Origin of the sequence: Pseudovibrio denitrificans JCM 12308 (assembly GCF_001310815.1) — a bacterium.
Classification (GTDB): Bacteria; Pseudomonadota; Alphaproteobacteria; order Rhizobiales; family Stappiaceae; genus Pseudovibrio; species Pseudovibrio denitrificans.
This window is the reverse complement of sequence record NZ_BAZK01000006.1, coordinates 113,695-126,324: the sequence shown is the minus strand read 5'-3', so window position 1 is coordinate 126,324 and position 12,630 is coordinate 113,695. Positions and strand designations below refer to the sequence as shown.

9 protein-coding genes are annotated in these 12,630 nt (G+C 52.0%); 1 reads left to right on the top strand and 8 read right to left on the bottom strand.

Going from position 1 to position 12,630, the window contains the following annotated elements; all coding sequences use genetic code 11:
• Positions 1 to 11: 11 nt before the first annotated feature.
• From JCM12308_RS09235 to JCM12308_RS09200, 8 genes are all read right to left on the bottom strand, one after another.
• Complete coding sequence (locus JCM12308_RS09235; RefSeq protein ID WP_008551299.1) at positions 12 to 1,088, bottom strand: branched-chain amino acid ABC transporter permease; 1,077 nt, start codon at positions 1,086 to 1,088, stop codon at positions 12 to 14.
• Between the two features lie 12 nt (positions 1,089 to 1,100).
• Positions 1,101 to 2,084 carry a branched-chain amino acid ABC transporter permease gene (locus JCM12308_RS09230; RefSeq protein WP_008551597.1) on the bottom strand — a complete coding sequence of 328 codons (984 nt, stop codon included), beginning with the start codon at positions 2,082 to 2,084 and terminating at the stop codon, positions 1,101 to 1,103.
• Between the two features lie 9 nt (positions 2,085 to 2,093).
• Complete coding sequence (locus tag JCM12308_RS09225) at positions 2,094 to 2,903, bottom strand: ABC transporter ATP-binding protein (protein WP_037037744.1); 810 nt, start codon at positions 2,901 to 2,903, stop codon at positions 2,094 to 2,096.
• A 5-nt stretch (positions 2,904 to 2,908) separates the two neighbouring features.
• Positions 2,909 to 4,867, bottom strand: a complete 1,959-nt coding sequence (locus JCM12308_RS09220; RefSeq protein WP_128647369.1) for an AMP-dependent synthetase/ligase — start codon at positions 4,865 to 4,867, stop codon at positions 2,909 to 2,911.
• A 477-nt stretch (positions 4,868 to 5,344) separates the two neighbouring features.
• Positions 5,345 to 6,925 carry a TRAP transporter large permease gene (locus JCM12308_RS09215; protein WP_054783524.1) on the bottom strand — a complete coding sequence of 527 codons (1,581 nt, stop codon included), beginning with the start codon at positions 6,923 to 6,925 and terminating at the stop codon, positions 5,345 to 5,347.
• A gap of 6 nt (positions 6,926 to 6,931) precedes the next feature.
• Positions 6,932 to 7,465, bottom strand: coding sequence for a TRAP transporter small permease subunit (locus tag JCM12308_RS09210; protein WP_054783523.1), 534 nt, complete (start codon positions 7,463 to 7,465; stop codon positions 6,932 to 6,934).
• Positions 7,466 to 7,594: 129 nt separating this feature from the next.
• Complete coding sequence (locus JCM12308_RS09205; RefSeq protein WP_008551339.1) at positions 7,595 to 8,683, bottom strand: TRAP transporter substrate-binding protein; 1,089 nt, start codon at positions 8,681 to 8,683, stop codon at positions 7,595 to 7,597.
• Positions 8,684 to 9,387: 704 nt separating this feature from the next.
• Positions 9,388 to 11,271 carry a HoxN/HupN/NixA family nickel/cobalt transporter gene (locus tag JCM12308_RS09200; RefSeq protein WP_208978413.1) on the bottom strand — a complete coding sequence of 628 codons (1,884 nt, stop codon included), beginning with the start codon at positions 11,269 to 11,271 and terminating at the stop codon, positions 9,388 to 9,390.
• Between the two features lie 269 nt (positions 11,272 to 11,540).
• Between JCM12308_RS09200 and JCM12308_RS09195 the strand changes: the two genes are divergently transcribed.
• A complete protein-coding gene (locus JCM12308_RS09195) occupies positions 11,541 to 12,629 on the top strand; it encodes a Glu/Leu/Phe/Val family dehydrogenase (RefSeq protein WP_054783521.1) in 1,089 nt (362 codons plus the stop codon).
• Position 12,630 lies beyond the last annotated feature (1 nt).

Here is a 12,630-nt window from a genome sequence, read left to right as displayed (position 1 = left end):
GCAGTTCTTTATTAGTGAGGGAATGGCCAAATGATGAGCTTTTCACGAATAAGCGCCCAGAACCGCGCAAGACCGTGAGGCTCGACAATCAAGAACATGATGATGAGGGAACCAACCACCATAACGTTGACGTGTTCCATGGTGGCAGACCCGATGCTAATTCCGAGAATTTCAGGCAACAGGTTCAGCACAACTGGCAGCGCCACAATCAGGATCGCACCCAGGAAGTTGCCCATCACACTGCCAAGACCACCGATGATCGCGATAAAGACGATCTGGAAACTCATTGGAATATCAAAGAGGTTCGGCTCAGCAGCACCTTTCCAGAAGAACACCATCAGCGCGCCGGCAATACCAACGATGTAGGAGCTCACAGCAAAGGCAGAAAGCTTCGCACGCATCAGGTTGATGCCCACCAGTTCCGCAGCAATGTCCATGTCACGAACAGCCTTCCACGTACGACCGTAACGGCCACGTGTCAGGTTGATCATGGCAAAGGTCACCACAGAAACGATGCCAAGAACGAAGTAGTACTGAACCATCGGCGACGCATTCGGACCGGTCACAACAAGACCAAAGATGTCCATGGTGCGCACTTCAATGGCACCGGATGCGTTGTAGTTGTAAAGCCAAGCCCACTTCTCAAAGAGCCACACCAGGAAGAACTGCGAAGCAAGCGTCGCAATCGCAAGGTAGAAGCCTTTAATACGCAGCGATGGCAAACCAAACGCCACACCAACCGCTGCAGAGAAGAAGCCGGAAAGGAACAGAGCAATCACAATGTTCATTTCAGGGAAGATCGTAGTGATCTTGTAGCAGGCATAAGCGCCAACACCCATGAAGCCTGCAGTACCCAGCGACAGCTGCCCTGCATACCCCGTCAGAATATTCAATCCGAGCGAAGCAAGGGAGTAAATCAGCACCGGCACCAGCAGAGCCTTGTAGGTGAACTCCGATGCGAACATCGGAAAGATCACATACATGGTGGCAAGGATCACAACCAGCAGGACCATATCCTGTTTGATTGGGAAGAGCGCCTGATCGCTTTCGTAACTTGTTTTGAACTGACCAGAAGTTCTGTAAAACACGCCAGGCCTCCCTTACACGCGCTCGATGATTTTCTCACCGAACAGCCCTTGCGGACGGAACAGCAGAACAATCAAAGCAAAGATGAAGGCGAACCAGGTTTCAGTGTTGCCACCGAACAGAGGCTGGCCCCAATAGATTTCAAAGACTTTTTCAAGAAGACCGATAGCGATACCGCCGATGATCGCACCGGAGACGGACTCCAGACCACCAAGCATCAGCACCGGCAGCGCTTTGTAGGCAATCACTTCAAGCGCGAAGGACACACCAGCACGAGCACCCCAGACAATACCTGTCGCAAGAGCAATGACACCGGCAATGAACCACACCAGAACCCAAATCGTGCTGAGGGAAATACCCACGGACAGAGCAGCAGTGTGATCATCACCCAGCGCACGGATCGCACGACCCATCGCAGACTTGTTCAGGAACACCAGCAGGCTGATCACCAGAATGATCGCCATGACAACCGCGAACACATCTTTCTCTTCCATAAGCAGGAAGCCGCCGAACGGTTCAAACTCAATAGCACCGGTTGGAATGCCGAGAGCTTCGGTGATCATCACCTTGTTCTCACCACCAAACACGAACTCACCAAAGCCGATGAGGAACATGGTGATACCGATCGTCGCCATGAACAGGATGATGTCTGGCTGACCAACAAGCGGACGCAGCACCATACGCTCAACGCCCATCGCTAGCGCATACATGATGCCCAGAGTGAGCGGCATAGCGATCGCCGCAGCAACAAACTCATTGCCAACGTAAGGCACGAGGAAGGAATGCAGGCCGACAAGTGACAGCGCCGCAAACACCACCATGATGCCCTGCGCAAAGTTGAAGATACGCGAGGACTTAAAGATAAGCACGAAGCCAAGCGCGATCAGAGAATAAAGGACACCTGAAACAAGGCCTTCCCACAGCACCTGCAGAAAGAAGTCCGGGACTTCGACCATCTGAACAAACGGGTCGATTAAAACAGTGTAAAGCGTTTCCACGAGAGCCCCCTAGTGTGACACGCCAAGATAGGCATCAATAACTTCCTGGTTGCTCTGCACTTCATCCGGCACGCCATCAGCAATCTTGCGGCCATAGTCCAGAACAACGACACGGTCGGAAAGGTCCATCACAACACCCATGTCATGCTCAATCAGAGCAATCGTGGTGCCGAGCTGATCATTCACATCCAGAATGAAGCGGCTCATGTCCTCTTTCTCTTCCAGATTCATCCCTGCCATCGGCTCATCGAGCAGCAGCAGTTCAGGTTCCATCGCCAACGCACGGGCAAGCTCAACACGCTTTTGCAAGCCGTATGGAAGCGTCCCCACAGGTGTGCGACGGATATGCTGGATTTCGAGAAAGTCGATAATTTCCTCGACCTTCTTACGGTGCTCAATTTCTTCCCGCTGCGCAGGGCCCCAGTAGAGCATCTGCCAGAACATGTTCTGCTTCATCCGCGTTGCACGTCCAGCCATGATGTTATCCAGCGTGGACATGCCCTTAAACAAAGCAACGTTCTGGAAGGTTCGAGCGATGCCCTGACTAACCGCAAGGTGCGGCTTCATGGACTTACGCTTTTCGCCATTGAAGGTGATCACACCTTCCTGTGGCTGATAGAAACCATTGATCACGTTGAGCATGGACGTCTTGCCCGCGCCGTTAGGACCAATGATTGCACGAATTTCCCCCTTCTTGATGTTGAAGGAGATATTCGTGATTGCTTTAACACCGCCAAAGGAGAGAGAAACGTTCTCAAGATCCAGCAGAACCTCGCGCTCCTCGGCCTTTCTTTTGACCTCTTCGAGCGTTGGATCCATTACAGTCATTCTGCCGCCTCCCCAATCGCGGACATTGCCTTACTATTATAAGTTTCCATGTCACGGATCTCGACGGTGGCTTCGATCGTACCCTGACGACCGTCTTCGAAGGTCACTTCGGTCACCACATGTTTGGAGGTCTCACCAGCATAGAACGCTTCAATCAGCGGCGCATAACGGTCAGCAACGAAGTTACGACGGACCTTCTGGGTACGTGTCAGTTCGCCGTCATCCGGATCCAGTTCTTTATGCAGAACCAGGAAGCGCTTGATCTGAGCACCGGCCATCATTGGCTCTTCGGCAAGATCCTTGTTCACCTGATCCACATGGCTCTGAATGGTCTTGTAAACCTCAGGATGCGCTGCCAGTTCCTGATAGGACGCGTAAGCGATGTTGTTACGCTCTGCCCAGTTACCAACCGCAACAAGATCGATGTTCACGAAGGCACAAACGTAATCACGCTCATTGCCAAAGGTCACAGCTTCCTTGATGTTCGGGAAGAACTTCAGCTTGTTCTCGATGTACTTCGGCGCGAACATGGAACCGTCATTCAGCTTGCCCACGTCCTTTGCACGGTCGATGATCTTCAGGTGGCCATTCTCAAGGAACATGCCCGCATCACCAGTGTGCACCCAGCCATCTTCGGTCTTGGTGTCTTTAGTCGCGTCATCGTTCTTGTAATAGCCAAGGAACGCGCCTGGTGAACGGTACATGACCTCACCACTATCAGCGATCCGCACCTCAACATCCTGCATAGGCACACCAACGGTATCAGCATAAATCTGACCGTCAGGCTGCGAGGTGATGAACACGGAAGATTCCGTCTGACCATAAAGCTGCTTCAGGTTTAGACCGATGGAACGGTAGAACTTGAAGATCTCAGGACCAATCGCTTCACCAGCGGTGTAAGCAACACGAACGCGGGAGAAACCCATCTCGTTCTTCAGCGGCCCATAAACGCAGAACTCGCCAACTGCATACTTCATACGCTCAAACAGAGAGACACTCTCGCCATTCAGAATGCGCTCGCCAACCTTGTTCGCGTAGTCGAGGAAGTAGTCGAACAGCTTCTTCTTCATGGTGCCCGCATCTTCCATGCGAACCATGATGTGCGTCAGCATCCCCTCAAACACGCGCGGTGGTGCGAACATATAAGTCGGAGCAATTTCCTTACGGTCGATGGAAACTGTTTCAGGACCTTCAGGACAGTTCACGCAATAACCAGCCGTAATACACTGGGCATACGAGAACACGTGGTCACCAACCCATGCCATAGGCAGGTAAGCAACGGTGTCTGCATTCTCGTCCAGATTGTCGAACTTGTTCGCGTTCTGAACGGAAACCATCAGGTTATTGAAGGTCAGCATCACACCTTTAGGACGACCAGTCGTACCAGAGGTGTAAAGGATCACAGCAACGTCTTCACGCTTGCCACCTTTGACCGCTTCGAACCACTCATCAGCCAGCTTCTCGTCATTGTCGAGCAGAGCCTGACCAGCATCCTGAACTGTCTTGTAACGGTGCAAGCGAGTGTGATCGTAATCGCGAAGACCCTTCGGATCTTCGTAAATGATGTGCTCGAGCAGCGGCAGCTTCTCGGACATATCGATCAGCTTATCAACCTGCTCCTGATCTTCAGCAACTGCAAAACGCACTTCAGCGTGGCCGAGAACATAAGCAATCTCTTCAGCCACAGAGTCGGCATAAACTGGGATCGGAATACCACCCAACGCCTGCACTGCTGCAAAAACCCAATAAAGATGCGGACGGTTTGCACCAATCACCGCAACTTTGTCGCCCTCTTTACATCCAAGGCTTTTCAACCCCAGTGAGAGCTTGCGAACTTCCTCAAGGACTTCAAGCCAGGTCCAGCTCTGCCAGATCCCGAGGTCCTTCTCGCGATACGCGGGGCGATCCCCCCAATCCCGCGCATTCCGAATAAGCAACTGCGGAAATGTATCCATACCCGCTGACGGAGGCACCTGCATCTTTGAATCACCTCTCGCCAAAGGCCACACACTTGTGCCTTTGGTCTGCCTGTTTACTCTGAGGAAATACGAAAGACTAATAGCCCCGCCTCGCAAGTCCTCCACCTGCGAGTTCCTCCCTGAGCTAAGTCTTAGCAAGATACGAAAACTTTTTTAATTGGTTTTATTCGTTGCGCATTGCAACCTGGGGCACTTGTGCAATGCAAAACTGTGATATTTCAACGAGTTACATTAGAAAATATCTATACTAAGGTATACATGCAATATATTGGTCACGCATAAGCGAAATACGCTAGGTAAATCAATAGCCAATACTTTCGATTAAGTTTCAATTCCTTTTTGTAGAACATTGGGCTAAGTCAAAAAAGAATCACTACTTTTGGTTATCCGCACTGCAACAAAAAAGGGGCGCGAATACTCGCGCCCCTTACATATACTAATCTATTACTACTATCAGCCGTAGATAACTTTAGGCAGCCAGGTTGCAAGTTCTGGCAGGTACCACAGGATCACCAGCATCAGGATCTGGATGAGCACAAACGGGATGATACCGAAGTAAATATCCGTGGTCTTCACGGACGGCGGAGCCACACCGCGCAGGTAGAACAGCGCAAAGCCGAACGGAGGCGTCAGGAACGATGTCTGCAGGTTCACAGCCATCATCACACCCAGCCATGCAGGGTGCATCGGTTCACCGTTAGGCATCTCAAGCTGCAGCAGAATTGGCGCAACAAGCGGAACCACAACGAACACGATTTCCAGGAAGTCCAGGAAGAAGCCGAGCACGAACATCACCAGCATAACAGCGATGATCGCGCCCAGAGCACCACCCGGCAGACCAGTCAGCGCTTCCTTCACCAGCTCTTCACCACCCAGATCACGGAAGATCAGGGAGAAGAAGGTCGCACCGATCAGGATCACGAACACCATACAGGTAATCTGTGTGGTGGACTGCATCACCGGAACCAGAACCTTCTTGGCCATCACGCGGTACAGCGAAACCAACAGGCCGTAAGCAAGAATCGCGCAGGATGCACTCGCAACCCAAATACCAACCATATCGCCAGTTGGGATCTCGTTACGCGCAACACGCAGATCCATGAAGCTTGTCAGACCCAGCATCACGATCAGAGAAAGAACCGCCAGATAAACCGGCCAAGGCTTCTCTTCGTTCATGCGATAACCAGCCAGCAACAACGCACCAACAGCACCCACAGCAGCTGCTTCAGTTGGGGTCGCAATACCAGCCAGAATAGAACCAAGCACCGCAATAATAAGCGCAATTGGCGGAACAAGCGCATGAAGAACCTGACTGAGAGTTGGTCCGTCAGTTCCATCATCCCGCATTGGTGGTGACTTATGCGGCTGTGTAAACGCAACAAACAGCTGGTAGCAGAGATACAGACCAACCAACACCATGCCAGGAATAAGCGCACCCGCGAACAGGTCACCAACAGAGAATGGTTCCGGAGCAAAGTTGCCCATCTCACGCTGTGCAATCTGATAGCCGTTGGACAGCTGGTCAGCCAGGAACACAAGCACGATAGATGGTGGAATGATCTGTCCCAGAGTACCGGAAGCCGCAATAGAGCCACACGCGATGCGCGGGCTATAGCCGTTACGCAGCATTGTTGGCAGAGAAAGCAGACCCATGGTCACAACAGTCGCGCCCACGATACCGGTGGAAGCTGCAAGCAATGCGCCCACAATGGTCACGGAGATACCCAGACCACCCGGCATACGACCAAACAGACGCCCCATAGTCTCCAGCAGCTCTTCAGCCACCTTGGAGCGTTCCAGCATCACACCCATGAAGATGAAGAGCGGAACCGCAATCAGGGTTTCGTTGGACATGGTGCCGAAAATTCGGCTTGGGATCGCACCAAGTGTCACGCTACCGCCAAAGAACGACGCGATCAGAGCGAAGATAAGTGCAACACCAGCAAGCGTAAATGCAACAGGGAAGCCCGCAAGCAAACAAATACAGGCAACCGCAAACATCAAAATATCAAGAGTATGAAGAAATCCATCCATCTCCGTTTACTCCTGAATCTGACGGAATGAGTCGAGTGCCTTCTTGTCACCGCCAAGGGCAAGAACACTTCGAATAATAATGGCAACACCCTGTAGCGAGACGAGAACGGCAAAGGCGATGATCGCACTCTTCAGAAGATAACGCCCCTGAATACCGGAGGCTTCCTGAGAGCCTTCCCAGATTGCCCACGAGCTGGCCACATAACCCCATGACCAGTAGGCAATCACTGCACACATCGGCAGCAGGAAGAAGACCGAACCGATCAGATCAATCACTGCTTTGATGCGTGGGCGAGCATCTCGATAGAAGATATCAACGCGCACATGCCCATCAACGCTAAGCGTATATGCAGCAGCCAACATGAATAGGAAACCGTGCATGTAGGTGATGGATTCTTGCATCCAGATGGAGCCGATACCAAAAACGTATCTCATCACCACCACTGTAAACTGGACAAGCACAATGCCCAGAGACAGCCAGGCGCAGGTCTTGCCGATGCCGCCATTGACTGAGGTAATCAGGTTCATTAGGGCGCGCATGCCCGCCTCTTCGTCTTGGTCTAAACCAAGCCTCTAGGATTATTATTGGGCCCCAAAGGCCAGGATAGAATTTTTGAAAGAAAAGCTCCCCGCAAGGATTGCGGAGAGCTCGTGCAGCATTAAGAAAAATTAGCCCAGGATACGATCGCGAGCAGTCAGGTAGTTACGCTCAGCAAGGCTGGACCATGCAGAGGTTTCCTTACGAGACTTAACGTAGCTTTCGTAGATGCGCTTGGAGATGTCATCTGTCTCAGCCACTTCCGCAACAACTTCTTCAGCTTTACGGCCGATTGCATCGAACACGTCGTCAGAGAAGTCACGAACCTGAACGTTGTGCTTGGTCAGGAGAGTTTCCAGAGCAGCACCGTTGTTGTGGTTGTACTCAGCGAACATGTAGTTGTTCTCTGCCATACATGCAGAACGGATCAGCTCCTGCTGACCAGGTGTGAAGCTTTCCCAAACACCTTTGTTCATGCCGAAGGACAGACCAGCACCTGGCTCATGGAAGCCTTTGGTGTAGTAGTACTTAGCAACTTTGTAGAAGCCGAATGCCATGTCGTTCCATGCACCAACCCACTCGGTCGCGTCGATCGCGCCAGACTGCAGTGCTGGGAAGATTTCGGAACCAGGCAGTGCAACAGCAGATGCACCAAGACGGCGAAGAACTTCACCACCCAGACCAGGCATGCGCATTTTCAGGCCTTTGAGGTCTTCAAGAGAGTTGATCTCTTTGTTGAACCAGCCACCTGCCTGAAGACCGGTGTTACCTGCCAGGAAGGACTTAACGTTGAACTGACCAGCCAGCTCATCCCAGAGCTCCTGACCGCCACCGAAGTGCATCCATGCTTCCAGCTCAGCAGCAGTCATACCCATTGGAACTGCGGTGAAGAAGCCGAATGCTTTGTGCTTGCCGAGCCAGTAGTAGTCAGCAGCGTGGTACATGTCAGCTGTACCGTTGGAAACAGCATCGAAGCTCTCAAATGCAGGAACGAGTTCACCAGCAGCGAACAGCTTAACAGTCAGCTGACCTTCACTTGCAGCAGTGATGCGGTCAGCGATGCGCTGTGCGCCGGTACCAAGACCCGGGAAGTTCTTTGGCCAGGTGGTGACCATTTTCAGTTCGCGCTTGCCAGATGCGAGCGCAGGAGCTGCAAGAGTAGCTGCGCCAGCGGTTGCGCCTGCCAAACCAGCATTTTTCAGAAAACTACGGCGGTCCATAAAAACTCCTCCCAAGAGCTTCTTAAATCAAATCTCTTTATGCCTCCGCAGAAACGAAACTCGTCCTCTGAGATCTCTGCGACAACATGACCAACTTCTTATAACCCTAAAACTACGTGAAAATACAAGGAAATCTGCATCGTATTGGACAAATTAATTATTCTTGGATCAACTGAGCGTACCTCATCAATACGTTTTCAACCGAAACCAACCGCAACGTAACTATCGAAACATTTTTAGGAAATCCCGCCCTAAAGGACTAATAATCGACCTCGTAATTCAAAATTCATAGCCTTTTATTTCAATGTTAATAAGTCAGTGGACTTGACCTAATTCTCAACAATGAATTTCCTGCAGTTTTTCTGGGCATTTTTGCAAGCCAGCCAGCAGATGCTTTAAAATACAATAATTTAGATGAAACTAATCTTTAGAATGCGTAAAATCTACACTGAACCACCCAAACTCTTCACCACACGTCAAAACCACGGAATCAGGCTCAACTCAGCCTCTTTTTGTGGAACAAAGACAGCTAAGAAACACCAGCGGATCGGAGAGTGAGATTTGGGTAGACCGCGAAGGTGTAAAAATTCACACCTTCGCGCATTAACGATAGCGCGAATTTCTTCGAAATCTTCGCTACGAAATTGCCTCGAACCAGTTTTCAAGGACATTTCGAGAGCGATTCTTCCAAAAATCGCCTTATTCTAGAACAGACCTGCCGTTGCGCCACCATTGAGACCAGCAATCAGCATCAGCGTTCCCATCAGCAGAATGGTCAGTGCACCAACCACTTCAAAGCCACGCAGGATGACCGTACCAGCCTGACTATCAGCCCCCCAGATGCGCAGAGCAACATCACGGGAAAGCACCGCAAGGCTGGCCAAGATGGAAACGGTAATCCCCGTTCCCAGAGCCATCACGAGCGTAGAAGCCACACCAGCCCAGATCATGCCCTGCGAGAAGGCAAAGGCCAGCACGATCAGCGCTCCGGTACATGGACGCAGGCCAACAGCCAGAATAATGGACCAGATACTGGTGAGCGTCATTGTTGAGTTTTGGACCAGTTTCGGATCCGGCGCATGCGCGTGCCCACAACTGGAGCAAACTTCTCCATGACCTTCGTGCGCATGGTCGTGATGATGATCGTGATCATGGTGGTGGCCGTGATCATGGTGGTGGTCGTGATCATGGTGGTGGTCGTGATCATGCGAGTGCCCGCAACTGGAAGCCGGCTTCTTGCCAAACCAAGGCTTCAGAACACGCTGCCAGACAAGGTAGAGACCAAGCAGGAAGACCAGCACATAAGACCCCAGCTCAAACCAGCGCGCTGTTGAGTTGATCGCCGTACTCGTCAGATGCAGCAGCACCCCTGCCCCGCCAACCAGAGCAATCGCAGTAACAGCCTGCGCAAAGGCAGAAGCAAAGGACAGAGCGATCCCTTTCTTCAGGGTCTGCTCATCCGCAATCACATAGGAGGAGATAACCGCCTTACCGTGACCCGGTCCTGCTGCATGGAACACACCATAAGCAAAGCTGATCAACATCAGCAGCCAGCCAGCAAACGGATTGCTGCGGAAGTTTCTGAGCGCACTTGTCAGCTTCAGATAGAACTCATTCTGAAGCCGTGTGATGGTCGCCATACCCTGCTGGAAGATGTTCATATCAGGACCACGCACGTCCGCAGCCGCCTCATCAGCGCTCAGACGCTCAGAAGCAGTCGACAGAGCCATTGGCTCACCGCCCTGCGCCAACGCGGCAACAGCGTCCGCAGCCGTCTCTGGCGCGCTTTCAGCTGGTTCAGGGGTGATCTCGGAGATAAACTTGGTGTTGCCACCATTAGAGGCAGCAGCCACAGCCGCGCCATCACAGGACACAATCACCTGATTGACCAGCGCCTGCGTATAACTCTGCAGCTCCTCAGGCACATTCCGCTGGTCGGCACCAATCGTCGCCAGCTGTGCAGCAATCTGCCCATCCAGTTCCGGCGGATGCACCAGCTCAACAGAACATTTGCCTGGAGAATTGCTCAGCGTCACAGCCAGACCGGACTTCGGCCATTTGAAATCGATGTAGTAGGTTGGGTCATACACATCGAGCGTAATCGGTTTATCCGCTTTGACCTTTTTCTTCAAAGGAAGCGTAAAGCTCAGCTCGACCAGCGAAACAGGGCTTGTATCCGGCTGACTGCGTCCGCTGGCAATATCCTCAGCGATCGCCGCCTTATCTTCATCACTGATCAGCCAGTAGTCATCAAAAGCCACCTTGATCATTTTCATGGAGGGTTCAAACGGCTCGGTAAAATCGATCTCCGTTTGACTGTCATCGCCAAAGGTGAAGTAGCCGTATTCGCCCAGCCCCTGAATATTGATCTTGGCCAGTTCCGCTAATTCGTCTTTTTCGAAAAATCCATTCTGGTTCTCATCCAGCCCCTGCACCGCATAAGCCGTGTACAGATCATCGAACAGCCACTTGTGCCGAATGTGAGTCAAATACCCATCATCATCGAAAACCAGTTCGGCACGCGCTTGCACAAACATGTGCGGATGAGCGGCAACCTGTTGAGAAGGCAACAGAAATACCAACAGCATGCAAAATGCGGTCAAAAACCGTAGAAGCTTATCAGACATGGCGCCTTAACAATATATGAGAACCCGACACGACAAGTGTAATAAAATAACGGCAAATTCAAGACCCAATTATTGAAGATCCTGAGATACGATTTTCCCGCAATTTAGAACCATTCGGATAATTCTTCCGAATTTGATGCTCATCACCTACGAAATAAACCGGATATTGCTTTAAGAATAAACCAATATCCCCGCAACGCTTCTTGTTCAATTTCGTTTGGGAGGGCTGAATGAACGTGCCATTGCATAATAAAATAACGATCGATACCTACATGACCCCATTGGATCATCCAGAGTTCGCTGGCCACGAGCAAATCGTATTTGCAACAGACAACGAAACAGGGCTGAAAGCAATTATCGCGGTTCACAACACCAATCGCGGTCCTGGTCTGGGCGGCTGCCGCATGTGGAACTATGCAAGCGCAAATGAAGCACTGACTGATGTTCTCCGCCTTTCCAAAGGCATGACCTACAAAAACGCGTTGGCTGACCTTGCTTTGGGAGGAGGAAAGTCAGTCATCATCGCGAACCCGCGCACTGACAAAACCCCCGAGCTACTCAGAGCGTTCGGCAGACACATTAACCGCCTTTCCGGCAGCTACATCACCGCAGAAGACGTGGGCATCAGCTCCGACGATATGGAAATCATCGGCAGCCAGACCCAGTTCGCACGCGGCACAGAAGCAACCGGCTTCGGTGACCCGTCTCCTTACACCGCGCTCGGCACCTTCGTCGGCATCAAAGCCGCCGCCAAGCACAAGTTCGGTTCTGAAGATCTCACCGGCCTCACCGTTTCCCTTAAGGGTCTGGGGCATGTGGGTTATGATGTTGCCCGCCAGCTCCACGAAGCAGGCGCGCGCCTCATTGTCTCCGACATCTACGACCCGGCAGTCCAGCGCGCAATTGAAGAACTCGGCGCCTCCAGTGTGTCTCCGGATGACGCACACCTCGTAGAAGCGGACATCTTCGCTCCATGCGCTCTGGGGGGCGGTTTGAACGCTGACACCATTCCTCAGCTGAAAGTGGCCGTCGTCGCAGGCGCTGCAAACAACCAGCTGGAAACTCCGGAAGACGGCGCGGCTCTCATGAAGCGCGGCATCCTCTATGCACCAGACTATGCCATCAACGCAGGCGGCGTGATCTCTGTTGCATTGGGAGAACCTGGCGCATCAGACACAATCGTACGTCAGAAGACCCTCGCCATCGGCGGCACACTCTCTCAGATCTTCGACAGAGCAGACGCAGAGAAACGCCCAACCAACATCATCGCAGATGAATTGGCAGAAGAGCGCTTCCAGCACCATCATAATCCGGCTTAAC